We start from the raw sequence: 21,537 nt of genomic DNA, 5'->3' as shown, positions 1-21,537 counted from the left end.
AAATTACTACTTCATAAAGCGGATTCTAGCTTTTTAAAATTTAGTTTATAATTCTGATAATGAATTAGATAAGTTGTTTTTAATATAGTCAATCTCAAAAAAATAAGTAAATTTATGTCAACAAATTATTCAACCGTTATTGAAGAAGGAAAAGTCCCGAATACTTATATGACGGGTGACGTATCCTACAAAAAACAAACTAGTGATATTCATCCAGAAAACACTGTTATTAAGGAAGTTACTTTTGAGCCTTGCGCAAGAAGTAATTGGCATAGCAACGTAGGTCTGCAAATGCTGATTGCAAAAGGAGGAACTGGATATTACCAAGAAAGAGGAAAAGCCGTTAGAAAGCTTCAAAAAGATGAGGTAGTTACAATTTTACCGGGTGTAGAACATTGGTACGGAGCAACTCCATTTGATAAATTCTCTTATGTTGCCATTATCACAGAAGTAGATAAAGGTCATGGAACTTGGTTAGAAAAAGTAACTGATGGAGAATATTTTCTTTTAAGCAGTCTTTAAAGATGCTAAGTTTCTGAGATACTAAGGCTCTAAGTTTTTAGTACTGGCAAATCTTTGCGCACTTTGCGGTTAAATCTGAAACTTGAAACCTGAAACCTGAAACAAAAAAACAACCCTAAAACAAAAATAAAAATGAAAAAACGCATTTTAGGAAATAGCGGTCTTGAAGTCTCTGCATTGGGACTTGGCTGCATGGGAATGAGTTTTGGTTATGGTCCAGCTCATGATAAAAAAGAAATGATTGATTTAATTCGTTCTGCTTATGAAAAAGGAATAACTTTTTTTGATACAGCAGAATGTTACGGTCCATTTTTGAACGAAGAACTTTTAGGAGAAGCCTTAGCTCCATTTCGCGATAAAATTGTAATTGCAACGAAATTCGGTTTTTTAGAAGGTGATTCTAAAAAAGGACTAGATAGTCGTCCTGAATGGATTAGAAAAAGCATTGAAGGTTCATTAAAAAGATTGAATACAGATGTTATCGATTTGTATTACCAGCATCGTGTTGATCCAAATGTTCCGATTGAAGATGTTGCGGGAACAATTAAAGATTTAATTCAAGAAGGTAAAGTAAAACATTTTGGACTTTCAGAAGCTGGCGTTGAAAACATTCGAAAAGCGCATGCTGTTCAACCTGTTACGGCGCTTCAAAGCGAATATTCACTTTGGTGGAGAACTCCAGAAGAAGAAATTTTTCCAGTTTTAGAAGAACTAGGAATCGGATTTGTGCCTTTTAGTCCGTTAGGAAGAGGTTTTCTAACAGCAAAAATTGACGAAAACACGCAATTTGATAGCTCAGATTTTAGAAATTCATTGCCTCGTTTTGCTCCCGAAGCGAGAAAAACAAATCAAGCTTTTGTAGATCTTTTAGGGAAAATAGCTTTAGAAAGAGGCGTAACTAATGCACAAATTGCTTTGGCTTGGAATTTAGCGCAAAAACCTTGGATTGTACCAATTCCGGGAACTACAAAATTGCATCGTTTAGAGGAAAATTTGGGAGCAATTAATCTAGAACTTTCAACAGAAAAAATTGCGGCAATTGAAACGGCATTAGCACAAATTAAAATTGAAGGATCTCGTTATCCAGCACATTTAGAAAAACAAGCAGGTAAGTAAATCAGTTATTTAAACCTGAAACTTGAAACTTGAAACAAAAAACAAACTATAAAAAATGGAAACAAAAAACATAAAAGCATTTGGTACAGAAGCGGCTGACGCGCCTTTACAAACATTAGATATTAAGCGTAGAGCAGTTCAGGCGCATGATGTGGAAATTGAGATTTTATATTGCGGAATCTGTCATTCAGATTTACATTCGGTTAGAAATGAATGGCATGGTACTATTTATCCGATAGTTCCTGGACATGAAATTGTTGGACGTATTGTAAAAGTCGGCGATCATGTAAAAAATTTTAAAGTTGGCGAATTAGCTGGAGTTGGCTGTTTGGTTGATTCTTGCAGAGAATGTGAACATTGTAAAAATGATTTAGAGCAATTTTGTGATGAAGGAAATATCCAGACCTTTAATTCGCCTGACAAGCATTTAGGCGGACAAACTTTTGGAGGTTATTCTCAAAGTATTGTAGTTGATGAAAGCTTTGTATTGCACATTTCAGATAAATTAGATCTTGCAGGAGTTGCTCCATTATTGTGCGCAGGAATTACAACTTATTCGCCATTAAAACATTGGAAAGTTGGTCCTGGTCAAAAAGTTGGAATCGTAGGAATTGGAGGTTTAGGTCACATGGGAATCAAAATAGCAAAAGCTATGGGCGCTCATGTTGTGGTTTTTACAACTAATTTATCTAAAACAGAAGATGCAAAACGTCTTGGAGCAGATGAAGTTGTATTGTCTACAGACGAAGCGCAAATGGCAGAACATGCTAGAAGTTTAAACTTTATTTTAGACTGCGTTTCTGCAGAACATAATATCGATGCTTACTTAAATTTACTAAAAGTTGACGGAACACTTACTCTTGTTGGAGCTCCAATGGATCCGCTTCCTGTAACGTCTTTCAGTTTGATTTTAGGAAGAAGAAGTTTTTCGGGTTCTCTAATCGGTGGAATCGCAGAAACTCAAGAAATGCTTGATTTCTGTGCAGAACATAATATTACAGCTGATATCGAATTGATTGGCGTAAACGAAGTAAATGACGCTTACGAAAGATTATTAAAAGGAGATATCAAATATCGTTTTGTAATTGATATGGCTTCTTTGAAATAAGATTCTAAGACTCTATGATTCTGAGATTCTGAGTTTTTTTGGTATCTAATCACAATATTTCAACATCTAGAAAGTAAAAATAGATGCTGAGATTAAAGACAAAATAAAAAAACTTAGAATCTTCGCATCTTAATAACTTAGCCTCTTTTTTGTATTTTTGAAAAGAACAATCAAAAGCAAATTCTTTGAATAAAGATTCAATTCCTGTTTTATCTGTTGGCAATATACTTGGAGAAGAAACTTTAGGTATTACCTTATTTCGCCATAGCGTAAAGGGAAGAAATGCTTTTGAACAGCCTCATAAACACGATTTTTACCTCGTGTTTTTTGTAGAAAAAGGATCGGGAATTCATAATGTCGATTTCACAAAATACACCGTTGATGATTATCAGGTTTTCTTTGTTAGGCCTGGCCAAGTGCATAATTGGCTGCTAAATGAAGATACAATAGGTTTTCAGCTGATGCTTTCATCTGAAATTGTAAATGTATTTTCAGGTTTAACGGCATTGCCTTTTTTTGAACAAAATGTTCCTTATTGCCTTACATTGAGCGAAAGCAGATTTCAGGAATTAAAAAAACATCTTCATGATATTGAATTATTGCTACTCGAAAATGATTTGTTAAACAAAGAAATCACGTTGTTGCAACTTCATTTATTATTAAAATTGTTGCAGAAAGATTATTTAATTCAGTTTCCAGAACATGATTCTTCTTCAAAACCAGAAAAGATTATTAAACAGTTTAATTTTTTGATTGATCATAATTTTAATGAAGAATCTTCGGTACATTTTTATGCCGATAAATTAAATATTACACCCAATTATCTCAATATTCTTTCGCAACGCTATTTAAAAATTCCTGCTGGCGATGTTATAAAAGAAAGAACAATACTCGAAGCAAAACGTCTGCTTACTAGTACAGACTTATCAATCAAGGAAATTGCTTATCAGTTAGGGTTTAACGATAATACTTATTTTACTAAAGTATTTAAAAAGTACGTTGGCAAAACACCAGGCGATTTTAAAGAAAGTTATAAATTTTACCATCCTTATCCGTAATATTACCGTTCATTTTTCGGTTTCTAAACGAATTTTGCATAATACTTTTCAATATAAAATTTGAATCGTATTATAAAATGTAAAAATCAAGATATGGAAGAAAATCTCATAAGCAGAAAGAAGTTTTTAGGATTAGGAGCAGCGGCAACAGGCGCAGCGTTGTTTTCTGGAATTGGAGCAAATGCAGCTTCGCAAGTTTTGCCGGTTATGGAAGAAAATAAAACTTCAGGAGAATATATTTTAAGCAATGTAAGATTGGAAGATGGTTTTGAATACAACGAAAAAAATGAAGTTGTAGCCACAAAAACAAACTTATACAATCTGCATATTGCTAATGGTAAAATCAAAAGTATCATTTCTGGAAAATCTGATTTAAAACTAAAAACCATAGATGCAAAAGGACTTTTAATGCTTCCGGGTTTGCGAGATATGCACATTCATATCGATAAAACATTTTATGGTGGCACTTGGAATGCAGCTCCTAGAAAAGGATATACCGTAAAAGATATGATTACGCTGGAGCAAAAATTGATTCCGCAATTATTACCCGATTCACAGCGAAAAGCAGAAGAAGCGATTAAATTAATGCAAAGTCAAGGAAGCTATTTTGCTAGATGTCAAACAAATATTGATCCCGTAAGCGGACTGAAAAGTCTGGAACATCTTTTGGCAGCATTAGAAAATAATAAAGATAGTTTTGGATGGGAAATTGTAGCTTTTCCGCAACACGGAATTTTGTATTCGCAGTCAGAACCGTTATTGCGTGAAGCGGCTAAAATGGGAGTTGATTTTATTGGAGGCTTAGATCCGACAAATGTTGATGGCAATATGGAAAAATCGCTCGATGTGATGTTTCAAATTGCTCTGGACAATAAAAAAGGAATTGATATTCATTTGCATGAATCACCGCCATCTGGAAAAGCTGCAATCGAATATATTATAAAAAGAACAGAAGAAAATAAAGAACTGCAAGGAAAAACATATATAAGTCATGGTTTTGCTTTGGCAAGAATGGAACCAAAAGATATGGAGAAAATTGCCGAACAAATGGGCAATTTAGGAATTGGAGTAATTTCGACCATTCCGATTGGAAGAACTATAATGCCAATTCCGACGCTAAAAAAATACGGAGTAAAATTGATGACAGGAACAGACAGTATTGTCGATCACTGGCAGCCTTTTGGAACTTGCGATATGCTAGAAAAAGCAAAATTATGCGCACAACTTTACGGATGGACTGACGAATTTGGTTTAAGCCGAGCACTTCATATTGCAACAAAAGACGAAATTTTACCATTAAATGATGCCGGAACACGAACTTGGCCATTACCAGGAAACGATGCCGACTTTATTCTAGTAAAAGCAAGCTGTTCTGCCGAAGCTGTAGCACGTCTTCCAAAAAGAGAAGGAGTTTTCTTTAAAGGGAAAATGATTTCAGGATCTTTAAAAGTATAGGTTCAAAGGAACAAAGGGACAAAGGTTCAGAGGCTTTCAAAAAAACCTTTGTCCCTTTGTGCCTCTGAACCTTTGTCCCCAAAAAAAACAACCCCCTCAAGCAATTCAACTCTTGAAGGGGTCTTTAGCAAAGATTTGAGGTTCTTAGATGCTACATTTAGAACCTTAGAATCTCAGAATCTTTACTTCTAAAAATAAATAATAACCAATTAAATTTATTTTACTTTTTGTCTAGGTTTTGTTTCAGCAATTTAGCGTGTTCTAAATGTGCCGTTAAACCTGCAATATTATTAGCTGCCCAAGTTCTAACTTCTTGATCGTTGGCATCTTTAGCGGCTTTTTCTAGTTTTTTGATTGCTTTTTCGTGACCGTCAATCATTAAGTCAGCGAATTTTTTATCGAAATCAACACCAGTTTTTTCGTTCAATTTATTGTATTCCTCTTGTCCGTCTTCAGTTAAAGAAGTTGGAAGAGTAAAGTTTTTCGCTTTTGCTAATGCACTAACTTCAGAAGCCGATTTAGTATGCTCATCAACAAGCATTTTACCAAATTTTTTCACTTCAGCGTTTGTACTTTTAGTTTGTGCCAGTTTACCAATTTCAATTTCTGCCAAATTTACTTCAGCCTGATCTACTAAGAACTCAGAATCGTCTTCTTTGCTGTCAATAGAATCGAATTTTGCCTCATTTGCATCTTCTGCTACTTCTTTTGGATCTTCTTGTTTAGTTTCATTTTTACAAGATTGAAGGCATAATATAAGTAGTCCTGCTCCTAAAATGGTTTTTCCGGCTAATAGTAACTTTTTCATGATTTTAATAGTTTAAATGTTATAATGTAAAATTATTCAGAAGATGTAAGAAAATTTTACAGGATTTTAAAAGATTGTTATAGGATTTTTATATTTTTAATTCTGATAAAGAATGTATGATTTATCAAGTAAAATTAAATTTAGAAAACTAACATGTAGAATATCAATGAAAATAGCTAGAACAATTTGTTTATTTATCTTATTTGGAATTTTTTGCATTTACATAAATTTTTTCTCGCCATTTGTAATGCCTTGGCAAAGAGAAGATGCTATAAAAAGTGCTTTGAGTTGGGGACAATTAGAAAAACTTCCTGAAAATGCAGAGATTATTGATATGGAAAAAAGAGGCTCAATCTTTACACGTCAATTTATAATTGAGTTTGAAAGTTCTGAATTGGAAATAAAAAAATGGATGCTAAAGAGTAAAGGATTCAAAAATAATATTCCAAAAACTATAAAAAACACCAAAATCTATCTCATTTATCCAAGAGAAGATTTGGAATCATCTGGAGGAAAAGTCGAAATAACCGGAAACAGAGTTTTAATTAATATGAGTTGGAGTTAATTTAATCTAATCCAAGACACAAAAGGCAGAAATAGATTGTTTTCAAATGAAGATAATTACCCTGCAAATAAAGAATTTTGTCATTAAAAAAAGCTACAAAATCATTTTATTACTATTATGAAAAAAACGCAAATGTTTACCATTGTAAATATAGTATTGTTGGGCATTTTTATTTTGCTTGGATTTTATTTTAAATCTGCGAAAAGTAAATATCTGAGAACAGACATTTACGCATTTAAAGAAGATTCATGGAAATATTCAATCGTAATTTCTCTTCTATTATTAGTGATAATAGTTTTTTATTTCATTTATTTTTTAAAGAAGAAAATAAGAATAGGTAATTTGCTTGTAATTATGCTATATGCATTTATGATTCCGTATTTTTTTAAAACTTACATCGATAACTTTTTGCTTTACATTAATACAAAATTTGTTCACGAAGTAGCTGTTGTAGAATATAATATAATTGAAAACAAAGAAAATAAAGTTTATGAATTATATGACGGCAAAAATTTTATCGATGAAAAAGAAGAATTGGATAAAATCAGCAATCATATAATTAGTTCAAAATATAAGTCAATTCATGAGTATAAAAATAAAGATGTTATCAAGGTAGAATTTACTAATGGTTTATTAAATGTTAAATATTTAGATTAAAGAAATTAGTGCTTTTTAATATTTAAAAAAAAAATCCCAACTCCCTATAGAGTTGGGATTTTTTTTTGCATCAACCATCAACCATCAACCATCAACCATCAACCATCAACCATCAACCATTAACTTTTACATTTCCACTTTCAGAATTCCCATCCCACAAATTTGAAAATTCAAACCATAATTGTATAACAGAATCGCCTTACTTTTTGAGGAACTTTGACTTATCAGATTTTTAGAAATAATCTTTAAAAATTAAAGTTATGCCAGATCCAAGAATTAAGAATGAAAAGCAATATGAGGCGTTGGTGAAAAAAGGATACAGCAAAGAAAAATCCGCTCGTATTGCCAATACGCCAGATGCAGGTGAAAAAGGCGGAAAAGCCAAACCTTATGAAGAATGGACAAAAGAAGAACTTCAAAAACAAGCGAGTAAAGTCGGAATACAAGGAAGATCTTATATGAATAAAAAGAGTTTAATTGACTCTCTAAGAAATAATTAAAATTTGAAATGAATTAATAGTGTGATAAAAAATTAAATATCATGAATGCTGCGAGAAAAGAAATTTTAATGAATCAATTGATAAAAACACCGCATTTAGTAATAGAAAAACTAGATCTGGAGTATATAAATGATAATCAATTGACGATTGTAAGATGTCGCGAAGGAGAAAATTTCGTTTATAAAAAAAACGGAAAAAATGTAAAGAGCAAACATGAAATTAAACGCATTAATAGTTTAGTGCTTCCACCGGCTTGGGAAAACGTTCGAATCACATCGATAACAAACGGTCATTTACAAGCAGTTGGAACAGATTTAAAAAATAGAAAGCAATATCGCTATCATCCAAAATGGAATCTGATTCGAAATCAGACTAAGTTTTATAAAATAGCGGCATTTGGTGCAAAACTTCCATCGATTCGAAAACAAGTTGATCTTGATTTGGAGAAGAAAGAATGGTCGAAGGAAAAGGTAACGGCTTTAGTCATTCGGTTGATGGAAGAAACGCACATTAGAATCGGAAATGAAAAATATGCTAAAGACAACAAATCGTACGGACTTTCTACTTTGAGAAAACGTCATATCAATATCAATAAAAATTCACTTCGATTTGAATTTGTCGGCAAAAAAGGCAAACAGCATACGATAACTACCCGAAATAAAAAACTGATAAAATTAGTTAGCCGATGTGAAGAAATTCCAGGTTGGGAAGTTTTTAAATATTACGATAAAAACGGAGAAAAAAAGGTATTAGACAGCCATATGGTAAATGAATACCTTCATAATATATCTGGAGAATATTTTAGTGCGAAAGATTTCAGAACGTGGGCGGCGTCTATTATTTTCTTCGAAAGTTTGATGGAAATGGGAATTGCTTCAACTGAAAAAGAAATTAAACAGAACGTTATAAATGCTTTCGATTTAACTGCTGAAGCGCTTGGAAATACTCGAAAAGTTTGCAAAGATTATTACGTTCATCCGCTTTTGATTTCTACTTATGAAGACGGTTCTATTGAGAAATATTTCGATAGGGCAAAAAAGAACCGAAGCACTAGAAAGTATTTTACAAAATCAGAAATAGCATTTTCAGAACTGATTCAGAATTATGAAATTAATCTAGAATCAGAATGTTCATAAAAGAGTTCGAGCTTCTCTTCAAAAGCTTAAAAACACATACAGACAAAATCAAAAAATCAGTATTAACTAAAAAACTATTATTATGTTACGTTGGACAGTCACATTTATTATTCTAGCCATAGTGGCGGGAATATTTGGTTTTGGTGGAATTGCCGCTGGAGCCGCTAGTATAGCAAAAATTTTATTCTTCATATTTTTAGTCTTATTTGTTATTTCTCTAATCAGCGGAAGAACAAGAGTTTAATAAAAATATCAATAAATAAAAGCAAACAAAACGACACATTTATTTGAGATGTGTCGTTTCTGGTTTCAATCTAAAATAATAATAGTCATGGGAACAAAAAGCGGTGCTTATCAAGATGTATACGTCAAAAGAGACGATGCAATGGTGAGTTTGAAAAATGATGTTACAGATTTTTGCGAAAAATATATAAAACCGGTTCATCCTGAAAATTGGGATTGGTCGATACGAGATTTTGAGGATCCAAAAAATGATCCGACAGATGCAGAGGCAAGAGCTATTGCAAATGTAGTTTTTAAGGATCTAAATGATAGAAAACACACAGATGTTGATCTTTCTACCATGAATAATGTGCATGCGATAAAGGCTTATTTGGATCCGAAAAGCAAACATGAAGCGTTTAATATGGAAGAATTTGCTTTTGCTTTAAAAGTTGAACTAGAACATGGAAAAATAAAAGATGTCAATGTGACCAATAATCATCCTTTTTTAACCGCCATGATTGCACTTGCACATATGACAGAAAGTTTAACTTATTATAAAAGATTAAAAGTGATGGAAGCTGAGGGCGAAATTTATGAGATTCTTCGAAAACTAGAGCATTCATCTCAAAAAGAAAAATGGCAGAAAGAATTGCACAAAGCAGAGTTGGAGCTTAAAGAAGCAAAAGCCGGATTGGCTGAGCGTTTGGAAAAAATGGACGATATTCCAGTATTGAAAATTATTGGAGATTAAGTTGAATTTTTAAACTCAAAAAAACCGTCCCGTTTTTAAACGGGACGGTTTTTTATTTTTACAATTTTTTTTAATTTAAAATTTTATAATCGGCGAGGATCATTTTCAGGGTATTCTTTATCGTCGTTATCTTCTTGAACATCATCTTCGATATAATCATTATCGTCTATATCTTCTTCAATATATTCTTCTTCTTCTTCTTCTTCTTCTTCCTCTTCCTCGTCATCATCATCTTCTTCATCATCATCTTCTTCATCTTCATCCTCATCTTCGTCAAGATCTTCTAGAACCTCTTCGGTTTCATTAAAATCATAATCGTCTTCTCCTGCGTCTGAAGGATTGTCTAGTTCATCTCTTTCTTCTTCCAGTTCAACTTCATAAATGTCGTCGTTGTTGTCTTCTAAATCTCTGTCGTTATGAAAATCATCATTTAGATCATCCAAATCATCATCCGTAAGATTTTCATTTGGATTTGGGCGGTCTGGATTATGTCCGTTTCTAACCATATAACCACGTTCTGCAATTTCTCTATTGTCATTGTCTGGTTTGGTTGCATCGTCTTTAAGATCTTTTCCTAAATTTCTATCAGACGAAAAGTGACTATTCATCTCTCTGTAATTACTGTTTTTTTTATCTATAGTGCTCATGACATCTTGTTTTTATGATTTGTATATTACAAAGCTAGTCATCATAATAGAGGAACTTATTATAGAATTATAAAGTCTAATTGTATAATTAACAGATGTTTAGAATGCAATTTATATTCTAAATCATATAACCAGTCCCATTTTGTAGCTATTAATTTTATAATCTTATTAATCGCAAAAAATAAAACCATGAAAACTGCAGATAGTAAAAAAGAAACTACTTCAAAAAAAGAAACAACTCCAAGAGGAGTTACTAAACCAAAATCGAACGCAGCATCTGGATTGACAGAATTGTTTGAAGATGGATTAAAAGATATTTATTGGGCAGAAAAAGCTTTGACAAAAGCATTGCCAACAATGGTAAAAAATGCTTCTTCGGTTGAGTTAAAAGATGCAATCGATAATCATTTGACAGAAACTGAAGAGCAAATTGTTCGTTTAGAGCAAGTCTTTAAAATTATTGGACAAAAACCTAGTGCCAAAAAATGTGACGCTATGGAAGGTCTAATTGAAGAAGCAAAAGGAATGCTTGAAGAAACTGAAATAGGAGTAGTGCGTGATGCTGCAATTATTGCTGCGAGCCAGAAAATTGAGCATTACGAAATTGCAACTTATGGTACTTTAAGACAATTTGCCGAAACTCTTGGTTTGCCAGAAGCAGCAACTTTGCTAGAACAAACCCTAGATGAAGAAAAAGGTGCTGATAAAATACTGACAGAAGTCGCTGTAAATGCCATTAATCTCGAAGCCGCAGAAATCGAATAAAGTTTAAATACCACCAAAGTGCAGTTTTTTAAACTGCACTTTTTAATTAATGAATATATGCCCGAAGGTCCGTCTATAGTAATTTTAAAAGAAGAAGTAAAACAATTTTCTGGACAGAAAGTAATTTCTGCATCTGGTACAAGTGCTATTGATTTTGCCCGAATACAAGATAAAACTATTGACTCTTTTAAAACTTGGGGAAAACACTTTTTAATTTGTTTTGATTCGTTTAGCATCAAAATTCAATTGCTGATGTTTGGAACTTACAAAATCAATGAAAGAAAAGTAGCTAAACCAAGATTAAGTTTGATTTTTGAAGATGGCGAACTCAATTTTTATACTTGTTCTGTTAAGATTTTAGAAGGCGATATAAACAAACATTACGATTGGAGTGTTGATGTAATGAATGACAATTGGAATCCTAAAAAAGCCCAACAAACGCTCGAGGAATTACCAAATGTTATGATTTCTGATGCTATTCTGGATCAGAATATTTTTGCAGGAGTCGGAAACATTATTAAAAATGAAGTTTTGTATCGCTGTTATGTTCACCCAGAATCTATTGTTGGCAAAATTCCACCGCACGAAATAAGCCAGATTATTGCCGAATGTTCTACTTACAGTTTCGAATTTTTATACTGGAAAAAGAAAGCTGAACTCAAACAGCATTGGGAAGTTTATACCAAGAAAAAATGTCACAGATGTAATCTTCCTATTTATTGCAAGAAAACTGGAGTAAGAAAGCGAAATAGTTTTTTCTGCACAAACTGTCAACAATTATATAAATGAAAAATCAAATAGCAATAGGATGTTCCAGCTTTTATAACCGTTTTTGGAAGAATATTTTTTATCCAAGAAATCTGCCTTCAAAATCATGGTTCGATTTTTATTGCCAGCATTTTAATACTTACGAGTTTAATGGAAGTTTTTACAAATTTCCTACCGTCAGAGTTTTTAATAATTGGTACAATAAAACTCCAGAATCCTTTTTGTTTTCAGTCAAAGTTCCCAAAGAAATTACACATATCAAAAAACTAAAAGATTGCGAAGGGCTTTTAGATGACTTTTATGAAGTTTGTAAATTCGGAATGAAAGAAAAGTTAGGTGCGATTTTGTTTCAATTTCCTCCAAGTTACGATTTTAGCAGACAAAAATTAGAAAGTCTTATCGGACTTCTCAATTACGATTTTAACAATGTAATTGAATTTCGCCATAAAACTTGGTGGAATGAAGAAGTTTGGAACGCTTTTAAAGATAATAATATAACCTTTTGCAGTGTAAGTTATCCTGATTTGCCTTCTACAATTTTTAAAGATTTTCCGTTGATTTATGTTCGTTTTCACGGAGTCCCAAAATTGTTTCATTCTAGCTATTCTACTGAAGAATTGCAGAAATTGAATGAAGATTTAAATTCAAAAAATGGATTTGTTTATTTTAATAATACAGCAAGCGAAGCAGGGATTTTAAATGCTTTAGAGTTGAAAAGAATGCATATTTGAATATGTATGTAACCGCAAAGTCCGCAAGTATTTACGCAATGCACGCAAAAGAAATTAATCTTAGCGAACTTGACGTAAATACTTGCGGACTTTGCGGTTAAGTAAAACGTTACAATTTCAAATTTCCTTCAATTCCATCATCCATTGTATGTCCTGTAACGAATGCTGCCGTCATTTTAGCAATTGCTACCATTTTTCCGTTTTTGTTATTCCAATAATAACCATCTTCAGGAACAAATTTAATCACGCTTAAATTTGGATCGTCAACGCCACCTGGCATCCAGATTTTTACCGTAGGATTCCATAATCTTTCAATAGTTTCTTTATCATGTTCGATAGTTGCAGTTCCGTGCAGTGTAAGAAATTTATCGTGTGGCTCAGAAAAGAAGATTTCAACCATCGGATTTAATGTAATTTCAGCATTCTGACTGCTGTTTCTGTCTGATAAAAACCAAAGTTGTCCTTTATCGTCAATTTCTTGAACAGACATTGGTCTTGATTGCAATCTGTACTCATTGTAGGTACAAAACATGCAAGTTTTAATATTTTCAGCAAGATCTTTAATTTTCTCTACTGCAAATTCATCTGTAAGGTCTTTATGATCGCCCATAACATTATATTTTAAGTTTATATTTACTTCTAATTATTTGATTATGGTAAAGTTGGCTCTTTTTAAAGTTTTTCCGATTATATAATTAAACTTAGAAATTATGATATTTCAATTCTTAATGTTTGTATAAGAATTAGACTAAATTTAGAGCGTTATGAATAAAATGCCTTATATTTGGTAAAATTTCCTAATAAATGCCATGACAGATTATACCATTTTTTATACAGACGACGATGAAGATGATATTAGTATCTTTTCTGATGCAGTAGAATCGATACCCCAAAATATTATTCTTCAAACTTATTCTGAAGGGCAAAAATTGCTGAACGCTATTTTTAATCCGCCTTCAACTCCTTATGTTGTCTTTTTAGATTTAAATATGCCTGGAAAAAATGGGTTTGACGTTTTAGAAGAAATTAGAAAATCGGATCAGAATAATGAAATTCCTGTCGTAATATATTCAACTTCAAGCGAAGCAGGTATTATTGAAAGATGCAGAAAACTTGGCGCAAACTATTTCATAACAAAGCCTGTTTTAATGCGTGATATTATCAAAGCAATAGAACACGCCATTCAAATCGATTGGAGTGAGTTTAGTCCAACGCAATCTAACTTTGTTTTTAAATCCTGATTTTAAGTCAATTCTGGAATATAAACATTAAAAACAGCACCTTCGCCTTTTTCGCTAGAAACCGTAATAATGCCTTTATGATTTTCAACGATTTTCTTTACAATGGCAAGTCCAATTCCAGTTCCTTTGTATTCACTTTCGGTATTTAAACGCTGGAAAACTTCAAAGATTTTTTCTTTGTAAACAAGTTCAAAACCGATTCCGTTGTCTGAAACTTGCAAATGATAATATGTTTTATCTTTAAATTCAGCATCTGGAATTAATTTTCCGTCAATTTTTTCTCCAGAAATTTTTACTATAGGAGGAATTCCGGGTTTAGAAAACTTCAATGCATTTTCTACTAAATTATGAAGCAATTGTCTGAATTGAAACTGAATAATAGTTGCTTCTCCAAGATTTGCATATTCAACAATCGCATTTTTTTCTTCAATTCGATCCGAAAAATCACTTACCACTTCTTCAGCAATTTCATCAATATTGACTGTTGTAAAAACTCTTTCGGCAGAATTAGTTCTAGAATAGGTTAATAAATCCTGAATTAAATTCTGCATTTTTTTGGCAGAAACTTCGATTCGAGCTAAATAAGTTTTGGCAATTGCCGAAATATTCTGTTCATCTAAATCGGCAAGTCGGCTGGCAAAAGTTTGAATTTTTCTAAGTGGTTCCTGAAGATCATGACTAGAAATATAGGCAAAAGACTGTAGTTCAATATTCATATTGACTAAATCTCTGTTTTTAATTTCCAATTGTGTAGTACGTTCCAAAATCTGTTCTTCAAGACGATTTGTAAAGTTTTTTTGATCTTCGATATCAGTGCTCGTTCCAACCCACATTTGTATTTTTCCAAATTCATCTATTTGAGCAATGGCACGGCTCAACTGCCATCTGTATTCGCCGTCTGAACGCTTAAAACGATGAATAAATAGAAAGTCTTTTCCTGATTTTACAGATTCCATCCAGAGTTTTACATTTTCTTCGCGATCGTCTGGATGTACAATTTGCAGCCAACCATTTTTTTCAATTTCATCTTTGGTTATTCCAGAATAATTATAAAACGTTTCATTAAAATAATTTAAATTTCCTAACGTATCACTTGTCTATATAAGATGCGGCATGGAGTCGGCAAGGAGTCTGAATTTTTTCTCGCTTTTAAATAATATTTGCTGAATATCTCTTTCGTCAGTAAAATCCATAACGGTACCTAACATTTTGGTAGGTTCATTATTTTCATCAAAAAAGACTTTTCCGTGTACTTTTATCCAGCCAATTGTATTATCTAATTTTAAAATTCGAGCTTCATATTTGTAAATACTATTTTTGAGCGCTTCTGCAAGCGCTGCTACAACGATATGTTCATCATCAGGGAGAATTCTGTCTCGAATATCCTGATGCACGATTTTTGTATTCTTTTGAAAACCAAAAAGATCCAGAATATTATCGCTGTAGATTAATTTTCTAGTTCTAAGATCTAAATCCCAAGTTGCGATTTCTCCAATTTCTATGGCTAATCTTGCCCTTTCTTCTGCCGTTTCTACTTTTTTTCTGGCTTTTACTTTAGAGGTTACATCGTAAACCGTGCACATAATACCAGATGCTTTTCCGTTTTTTTCGTAAAGCGTTGTGTACTCGTAATCGAGGTAAAATTTTTTCAGTTTTCCTTTAATATCGACATAAGCGACAGATTCGTTTTCGCGAATTGTTTTTCCATTCGAAAGCACTTCATTTAGCAATTCGGGATATTTTTGATTTATTAATTCTGGGAAAACTTCTAATAGAGGTTTGCCAATACAATCTTTTTCTTCTCGCTGCCAGATGTCATGCATCATTGTTAAATTGGCCATTTCGATGGTATATTCTTTTCCTCTAAAAATAGCCATTGCAATAGGAGATTCCATTACAATATTTCTGAATGCTTTTTCGCTTTCAGACAAAAGATGTCTAGCTTTAACTTCCTCAGTTACTTCATAAGAAATTACAATAACTCCTGTAATTTCTGCATTTTCTTCTTTTAAAGGATAAAAAACAAGATTAAAATACCCTAATTCTTTCTTGTTGTATCTATTTAATGTTACGGCTAATTCATCTGTATAATAAGGAACTCCTGTTTCAAAAACATTTTTTAATAATGAATATGTGGTTTCTTTTGCTTCAGGAACCGATTCAAAAATAGGTTTGTTTAAAATGTCTTTTTCTTCTTTGTCAATAATGTGTAGATAAGTCGAATTAGCCATTTCTACAACTAAATCTGCACCTTTCAAAATGCAAATTCCTAGTGGCAATTGTTTTACTGTATTTCTGAATCTTTTCTCGCTTTCTTCAAGGTTTTTACGAGTAATGACTTGTTTTGTAGTTTCATTGCAAATTACTAAAACGCCAGCTGTTTTTCCGTTTTCATCATTTACCGGACTATAGCTAAAAGTCCAATATACATCTTCCATTTTGCCATTTCTATAAATAGGCAGCAATTGGTCTTCGTGCCAAGTTGCTTCTCCTTTATTTAGAACTTGATCGATTAAAGGTTTTATGAAATCCCATATTTCTGGCCAGTAATCTGCGCCTTTTTCTCCAAGAATTGCCGGATGTTTTCCGTCATTTCCAAGACTCGGACGATAAGCGTCATTATAAAAACAAATATGATCTGGTCCCCAAAATAAAAACATGGGAAATTTAGAATTTAAGAGAATGCCTATAGTGGTTCTAAGACTTTGTGGCCAAGATTCTACAGCACCAACCGCTGTTTGGCTCCAGTCTTTGGCTCGAGTAAGTTTACCCATTTCTCCTCCATTTGCCAGAAAAGCATAATTATTATTACTCATTAAAATTTTGATTTATATTCTCAGAAATAGCCAAATTTATTTCTATTCTAAAGGTAGTAATTCCTGCGTAAAATTTGACTTGTTTAAAATTAATAAAAAATAAATATTCGGTCAAAATTGATTTTTGAATGAGCTAAGATTAAAATCGTTAGAGTTAATTTTATCTGTTTTCAATACGGAAATTTGAATAAAAGATTAAAAACAGAAGCCATGAAAAGAGAAGATTCTAAACACGAAATCGACAATATAAAAAGATATCAAGAAGAAGGATATAATGTGAGTTATTTGTTTGAAAATGATCATCTTATTAATGCAGAAACCAAAACCGCATATAAACCCGAAGATATTTTTATTGTGGCGCATCATCGTTACGAAGGAATGAGTGATCCTGATGATATGTCAATATTATATGTGATCGAAACAAAAGACGGAGCAAAAGGAACACATTTATTAGGATATGGCCCGACGGCAGATTTAGAAGAAGCCGAATTTTTTAAAGATATCCCGAAAGCAAATTATTCTAAAAATGCAGACATAAACGAATTGACATAAAAGAAATAAAAATAGATTGATATTTTTATTTTGCTGATGAGCAGTTGTTTCAAATTTATTTGGAGCAGCTGCTTTTTTTTTGAGCAGCTAAGATTCTGAGTTTCTAAGGGACTAAGATTTTTTAGACAATGTGAAAAAACTTAGAACCTCAGAACCTTAGTCACTTAGAACCTCAAAATAATAATTATGAAAATTCTCTCCGAAATTGTATAAAGGTTTGAGAGACAATATAAACGAAATTTGAATTATAGAAATGAAGAGAAAAACCGAAGTTAGTTTTTGTACGTAAATAATTACTAACTGATTTACTAAAACCAAACCAAAATAATGAAAAAACTTTACATAAATACAGGAGGATTTGATGCTGTTTTTAATAATCTTAAAGATAGTTTTGGAGGTGATTTGCTGATTACTTCCAACGAATACACATTAAAAATAAAATCAAAATGGGCGAGCGGAAGTATTTCTGGAGTTCGTTTTGAAAAAGAAATGACCTATCTAAATTTTGATTTGACTTTTAATCAAGATGTTAGTTTAAGTATAGAATCTCATCCGATGGCGCCAGTATTTTTTGCTTATTGCGAAAAAGGAAATGTACTTCACAGTTTTGGTGCCAATGGAGAAATCAAATCCCTGAAAAAAGATCAATCTGGTATTATGAGCAATTCGTCAGCCATTAATAGTGTGCTATATTTTGAAAGCCATAAACAAATTCAGTTTTCATTAATCGGAATGCCAACGAATAGTGATAACAGTAAATCTGATTTTGCAGATCAGGTGCGTACTATTTTTGTGCCTAATTCTGGAAATTATATTTATATCGGAGCTGAAAATCAGAAAATTGGAAATAAATTTAAAGAACTTAAATCTATTCCGCAGCAAGGAACAGTTCGTTATTTGCTGATGAAAAGTATTTTACGCGAAGTTTTAGAATTAGAGATAGCGCAACATAGTTATAATTATTTAACGCCATTTGTGCCTATTTTGAATTTTGCGGCAAAGCAGTTATCAGAAATTAAAAAACTTTCCTCTTTAAATTTGAGTGCCATTGCGGCGCCTGTAGTTTTTCTGAAAAGAAATTTGCAATCCAAAACTTTGGCTTTAAAACCATATAATCAAAAATTAGCTAGCTAGTAAGCATCTTATATCTTCACTTTCAAAAAAACAGCTTTGGTCAAGCTGTTTTTTTCATTTAAAGAGTTTTCATTCTTTTTCGTAATGCAGAATAAAATAAACCATAATGAGGTTTAAAACCAAAGAAACGCTGTTGGTAATAATTATCGGAAGATCGTTTTTTAGAATGCCATAAACAATCCAAATTGCAATTCCGAAAGTGAGAATTCCAAACATTTTTAGAGAAATCTCTTTTACTTTTTTGGTTTTCCAAACTTTTAAAATCTGCGGAACTGTCGAAATCGTAATGCAAGCTCCTGCAAAAAGACCAAGAATATCTATGTAATTCATTTTTTCTAAGGTTCTAAGGTTCTAAGGTTCTGAGGGACTAAGAGGCTGAGGTTTTATGTTTTAAATCTCGCAAAGGCGCTAAGTCCCAAAGTTTTATTTTTTATGAATCTGCTTGAAGCTAACCTTTGCGACTCTGCGACTTTGCGAGATTTTAAAAAAAACTTTTTGCGAACTTTGCGTTTAAAAAATCAACCAACCAATTCGCCACCATTTATATGAATAAACTGTCCAGTAATATAACTGCTGTCTTCGCAAGCCAAAAACACATATGCAGGCGCCACTTCAGAAGGCTGTCCAGCTCTTTCCATCGGATTATCTTTTCCGAAATCCGATAATTTGTCAAAGCTTGCCACAATAAGCGGTGTCCAAATTGGTCCAGGCGCAACACCGTTTACACGAATTTGTTTTTTCGCTAACATCGTAGAAAGCGATCTTGTAAAACTAACAATCGCGCCTTTTGTACTGGCGTAATCTGCAAGATGTTCGCTTCCGCGAAAAGCCGTCACAGAAGTTGTATTAATAATCGTATCTCCTTTTTCTAAATACGGAAGTGCAGCTTTTGTGATATAGAAATAGGGATAGATATTGGTTTCAAAAGTTTTTTGGAGCTGCGATGCCGTTATTTTTTCTAAATCCGTTTGCGGAAATTGTATCGCAGCATTATTCACAATAACATTAATCTTCTTAAATGTCGTGTAGCATTTTTTTATTGCAGCTTTGCAAAACTTTTCATCTTTCAAGTCGCCGCTAATCAAAAGGCATTGCTGTCCTTCTTTTTCAATCATCGCTTTTGTGTCTAAAGCATCTTTATTTTCTTTTAAATAGATAATGGCAATATTGGCGCCTTCTCTTGCAAAATGTACGGCGACACTTCTGCCGATACCACTGTCGCCGCCAGTTATAAAAGCAGTTTTTCCTTTTAATTTTCCACTTCCGATATAGTTTTCTCTAATAATTTCTGGTTCAGGATTCATTTTATGTTCATTGCCAGGAAGATTTTGTTTTTGCTCAGGAAAGGTTATTTTCTTTTTCATAATTTTCTCTTTTTTAAGCTCTTTCATGCTTTTAAAATTAGATGAAAATTGAAATTTTACTTGTCTTAATAGGAATTTTGTTTGCCTCAAAAGAGTTAAATCTAGTTTAATTGTACGGAAATACATTCAATTTTGTAAAATGTTAAAATAACAGGAATTTTCTAATAAGTTCATACTCACTCTCGCTTTCAAAATAACCATCTAAAAAGTGGGAATTCTGTAACTATTTTCGATTTAGATAAAAAACCGAGTAGTTATTTTTTTATACATTTGAGATTTTCCATATCATTTTTAATGGTCTAATTTGAGATTAATTAAAAAAATAAGAAAAATTTTACATTCATTTTAAAATTATCATTTTGATTTACAACCGATTTAGTTTCCAGACATGGTATTAATTGTAGACGATATAAGGGCCAATATTATTGCCTTAAAGAAAACATTAGAGCTGCATAATATCGATGTCGATAGTGCCGAATCTGGTGAAGAAGCGCTGAAAAAGATTTTAAAAACTGATTATTGCTTGATAATCATGGACGTTCAAATGCCAGGACTTGATGGATTTGAAGTTGTAAAAATCCTTTCTGGAAATCAGCGTACAAAAGATATTCCTGTTATATTTCTTTCGGCTTTAAATACCGAGAAAAAATACATTTTTAAAGGTTACGAAACGGGTGCTGTAGAATATATTACAAAACCGGTTGATTCTGATTTATTGATTTTAAAAGTCAAAACTTTTATTAAAATCTACGAACAGCAAAACGAATTAAAAGTGATGAAAGATCTTCTTTCTAAGGAAATAAAAATTAGAAAAGAAGCACAGGATAATCTTGAAATTAAAATTGCAGAAAGAACCAAAGAATTGGTTCAAAAAAATGAAGAATTAGAACTTAGAAATCACGAATTACAGCAATTTTCTTGGGTTGTTTCGCACGATTTAAATGAACCTATTCGGAAGATTCAGATTTTTATTAAAATAATAAAAGATCTATACCTAAAAACAGACGATAAAGCGATAGATTATGTAGATCGTACAATAAAATCTGCAGAAAGAATGCAGACTTTAATTACCGATCTTTTGGCTTATTCTAGACTTTCGGCTCAAGTTAAACCTGAAAAAACAGACTTAAATGAGGTTTTGCAAGAAGTTCTTTCTGATTTTGATTATTTAATTGAAAGCAAAAATGCGACAATAAAAACCAATGAACTTCCAACAGTAGACAGTATTCCAAGTCAATTGCGTCAAGTTTTTCAGAATCTGATTGGAAATGCGCTTAAGTTTTCGGGAACTGAAAATAAACCCGAAATAGAAATCACTTCAGAAATAATTGCAGACAAATCTATCGATAGTCCGACATCGCCAGAAGGGCAATTCTGCCGAATTACAGTAAAAGATAACGGAATTGGTTTTGACGAAAAATATCTAGACCGAATTTTTATTATCTTTCAGAGCTTAAATGATCGCCAAACCTACGAAGGAACAGGAATCGGACTTGCAATTGCAAAAAAAATAATAGATAAACATAACGGTTTGATTACCGCTAAAAGTGAAGTAGGAAAGGGCGCAAGCTTTATTATCGTGCTTCCGTTAAAATACAAATCAAAATAATTTAGACTT

25 protein-coding genes and 1 pseudogene are annotated in these 21,537 nt (G+C 32.3%); 18 read left to right on the top strand and 8 right to left on the bottom strand.

Features of this window, described 5'->3' with window-relative positions; translation table 11 throughout:
- Positions 1-114 precede the first annotated feature (114 nt).
- From P0R33_RS02445 to P0R33_RS02425, 5 genes are all read left to right on the top strand, one after another.
- A complete protein-coding gene (locus P0R33_RS02445; protein WP_276174054.1) occupies positions 115-522 on the top strand; it encodes a cupin domain-containing protein in 408 nt (135 codons plus the stop codon).
- Between the two features lie 132 nt (positions 523-654).
- Positions 655-1,638 carry an aldo/keto reductase gene (locus P0R33_RS02440; RefSeq protein WP_276174053.1) on the top strand — a complete coding sequence of 328 codons (984 nt, stop codon included), beginning with the start codon at positions 655-657 and terminating at the stop codon, positions 1,636-1,638.
- A gap of 55 nt (positions 1,639-1,693) precedes the next feature.
- Positions 1,694-2,746 (top strand): NAD(P)-dependent alcohol dehydrogenase, encoded by a 1,053-nt coding sequence (locus P0R33_RS02435; protein WP_276174052.1) that lies wholly within the window; start codon positions 1,694-1,696, stop codon positions 2,744-2,746.
- 185 nt (positions 2,747-2,931) lie between these two features.
- Positions 2,932-3,804, top strand: a complete 873-nt coding sequence (locus tag P0R33_RS02430) for a helix-turn-helix domain-containing protein (protein WP_276174051.1) — start codon at positions 2,932-2,934, stop codon at positions 3,802-3,804.
- Positions 3,805-3,897: 93 nt separating this feature from the next.
- Positions 3,898-5,259, top strand: a complete 1,362-nt coding sequence (locus P0R33_RS02425; protein WP_276174050.1) for an amidohydrolase — start codon at positions 3,898-3,900, stop codon at positions 5,257-5,259.
- 220 nt (positions 5,260-5,479) lie between these two features.
- On the opposite strand, the gene P0R33_RS02420 is transcribed toward P0R33_RS02425, so the two are convergent.
- The gene (locus P0R33_RS02420; protein ID WP_276174049.1) at positions 5,480-6,067 is read right to left on the bottom strand and encodes a DUF4142 domain-containing protein; all 588 of its coding nucleotides are present in this window, start codon (positions 6,065-6,067) and stop codon (positions 5,480-5,482) included.
- 247 nt (positions 6,068-6,314) lie between these two features.
- Between P0R33_RS02420 and P0R33_RS02415 the strand changes: the two genes are divergently transcribed.
- From P0R33_RS02415 to P0R33_RS02390, 6 genes are all read left to right on the top strand, one after another.
- The gene (locus P0R33_RS02415; RefSeq protein ID WP_276174048.1) at positions 6,315-6,632 is read left to right on the top strand and encodes a hypothetical protein; all 318 of its coding nucleotides are present in this window, start codon (positions 6,315-6,317) and stop codon (positions 6,630-6,632) included.
- A 132-nt stretch (positions 6,633-6,764) separates the two neighbouring features.
- Positions 6,765-7,289 carry a hypothetical protein gene (locus P0R33_RS02410; protein ID WP_276174047.1) on the top strand — a complete coding sequence of 175 codons (525 nt, stop codon included), beginning with the start codon at positions 6,765-6,767 and terminating at the stop codon, positions 7,287-7,289.
- Between the two features lie 260 nt (positions 7,290-7,549).
- The gene (locus P0R33_RS02405) at positions 7,550-7,789 is read left to right on the top strand and encodes a Rho termination factor (protein ID WP_276174046.1); all 240 of its coding nucleotides are present in this window, start codon (positions 7,550-7,552) and stop codon (positions 7,787-7,789) included.
- Positions 7,790-7,830: 41 nt separating this feature from the next.
- The gene (locus tag P0R33_RS02400; RefSeq protein WP_276174045.1) at positions 7,831-8,925 is read left to right on the top strand and encodes a DNA topoisomerase IB; all 1,095 of its coding nucleotides are present in this window, start codon (positions 7,831-7,833) and stop codon (positions 8,923-8,925) included.
- 82 nt (positions 8,926-9,007) lie between these two features.
- Positions 9,008-9,169 (top strand): DUF1328 domain-containing protein, encoded by a 162-nt coding sequence (locus P0R33_RS02395; RefSeq protein ID WP_082586828.1) that lies wholly within the window; start codon positions 9,008-9,010, stop codon positions 9,167-9,169.
- Positions 9,170-9,256: 87 nt separating this feature from the next.
- Positions 9,257-9,901 (top strand): DUF5661 family protein, encoded by a 645-nt coding sequence (locus P0R33_RS02390; protein ID WP_276174044.1) that lies wholly within the window; start codon positions 9,257-9,259, stop codon positions 9,899-9,901.
- A gap of 83 nt (positions 9,902-9,984) precedes the next feature.
- Here the strand turns inward: P0R33_RS02390 and P0R33_RS02385 are convergent, their stop codons facing one another.
- Positions 9,985-10,548 (bottom strand): hypothetical protein, encoded by a 564-nt coding sequence (locus P0R33_RS02385; RefSeq protein WP_276174043.1) that lies wholly within the window; start codon positions 10,546-10,548, stop codon positions 9,985-9,987.
- A 189-nt stretch (positions 10,549-10,737) separates the two neighbouring features.
- Here P0R33_RS02385 and P0R33_RS02380 point away from each other — a divergent pair, with 189 nt between their 5' ends.
- The 3 genes from P0R33_RS02380 to P0R33_RS02370 are packed head-to-tail and all read left to right on the top strand — an operon-like array spanning position 10,738 to position 12,812.
- Entirely contained in the window at positions 10,738-11,313 is a 576-nt protein-coding gene (locus P0R33_RS02380; RefSeq protein ID WP_276174042.1) for a ferritin-like domain-containing protein, read from the top strand.
- Positions 11,314-11,331: 18 nt separating this feature from the next.
- The gene (locus P0R33_RS02375; RefSeq protein WP_276174041.1) at positions 11,332-12,102 is read left to right on the top strand and encodes an endonuclease; all 771 of its coding nucleotides are present in this window, start codon (positions 11,332-11,334) and stop codon (positions 12,100-12,102) included.
- Positions 12,099-12,812, top strand: coding sequence for a DUF72 domain-containing protein (locus P0R33_RS02370; protein ID WP_276174040.1), 714 nt, complete (start codon positions 12,099-12,101; stop codon positions 12,810-12,812). Before P0R33_RS02375 ends, P0R33_RS02370 begins: the two co-directional genes overlap by 4 nt.
- A 109-nt stretch (positions 12,813-12,921) precedes the next feature.
- Here the strand turns inward: P0R33_RS02370 and P0R33_RS02365 are convergent, their stop codons facing one another.
- Positions 12,922-13,422 (bottom strand): pyridoxamine 5'-phosphate oxidase family protein, encoded by a 501-nt coding sequence (locus P0R33_RS02365; RefSeq protein ID WP_276174039.1) that lies wholly within the window; start codon positions 13,420-13,422, stop codon positions 12,922-12,924.
- Positions 13,423-13,621: 199 nt separating this feature from the next.
- Between P0R33_RS02365 and P0R33_RS02360 the strand changes: the two genes are divergently transcribed.
- On the top strand, positions 13,622-14,053 hold the full coding sequence (locus P0R33_RS02360; protein WP_276174038.1) for a response regulator: 432 nt from the start codon (positions 13,622-13,624) through the stop codon (positions 14,051-14,053).
- A gap of 2 nt (positions 14,054-14,055) precedes the next feature.
- Here the strand turns inward: P0R33_RS02360 and P0R33_RS02355 are convergent, their stop codons facing one another.
- The 3 genes and pseudogenes from P0R33_RS02355 to P0R33_RS02345 form a co-directional block, all read right to left on the bottom strand.
- Positions 14,056-14,799 (bottom strand): ATP-binding protein, encoded by a 744-nt coding sequence (locus P0R33_RS02355; protein WP_346429616.1) that lies wholly within the window; start codon positions 14,797-14,799, stop codon positions 14,056-14,058.
- Positions 14,800-14,841: 42 nt separating this feature from the next.
- A pseudogene (locus P0R33_RS02350) lies at positions 14,842-15,132 on the bottom strand (PAS domain-containing protein); the annotation flags it as partial.
- An 18-nt stretch (positions 15,133-15,150) separates the two neighbouring features.
- Complete coding sequence (locus P0R33_RS02345; RefSeq protein ID WP_276174037.1) at positions 15,151-16,869, bottom strand: PAS domain-containing protein; 1,719 nt, start codon at positions 16,867-16,869, stop codon at positions 15,151-15,153.
- 210 nt (positions 16,870-17,079) lie between these two features.
- On the opposite strand from P0R33_RS02345, the gene P0R33_RS02340 reads away from it, so the two are divergent.
- Together P0R33_RS02340 and P0R33_RS02335 are read left to right on the top strand one after the other, a co-directional pair.
- Positions 17,080-17,421 carry a hypothetical protein gene (locus P0R33_RS02340; RefSeq protein ID WP_276174036.1) on the top strand — a complete coding sequence of 114 codons (342 nt, stop codon included), beginning with the start codon at positions 17,080-17,082 and terminating at the stop codon, positions 17,419-17,421.
- 327 nt (positions 17,422-17,748) lie between these two features.
- Positions 17,749-18,555: a hypothetical protein gene (locus P0R33_RS02335; protein ID WP_276174035.1), complete on the top strand. Its 807-nt coding sequence runs from the start codon at positions 17,749-17,751 to the stop codon at positions 18,553-18,555.
- 69 nt (positions 18,556-18,624) lie between these two features.
- Here the strand turns inward: P0R33_RS02335 and P0R33_RS02330 are convergent, their stop codons facing one another.
- A complete protein-coding gene (locus P0R33_RS02330) occupies positions 18,625-18,885 on the bottom strand; it encodes a SemiSWEET transporter (protein WP_276174034.1) in 261 nt (86 codons plus the stop codon).
- Positions 18,886-19,073: 188 nt separating this feature from the next.
- Positions 19,074-19,919, bottom strand: a complete 846-nt coding sequence (locus P0R33_RS02325) for an SDR family oxidoreductase (protein WP_276174033.1) — start codon at positions 19,917-19,919, stop codon at positions 19,074-19,076.
- A gap of 388 nt (positions 19,920-20,307) precedes the next feature.
- Between P0R33_RS02325 and P0R33_RS02320 the strand changes: the two genes are divergently transcribed.
- The gene (locus P0R33_RS02320) at positions 20,308-21,528 is read left to right on the top strand and encodes a response regulator (RefSeq protein WP_276174032.1); all 1,221 of its coding nucleotides are present in this window, start codon (positions 20,308-20,310) and stop codon (positions 21,526-21,528) included.
- Positions 21,529-21,537 lie beyond the last annotated feature (9 nt).

The sequence above is a fragment of the Flavobacterium sp. YJ01 genome, from assembly GCF_029320955.1.
GTDB lineage: Bacteria > Bacteroidota > Bacteroidia > Flavobacteriales > Flavobacteriaceae > Flavobacterium.
The sequence above is the reverse complement of the archived record's forward strand: the minus strand, read 5'-3'. Positions and strand labels throughout refer to the sequence as shown.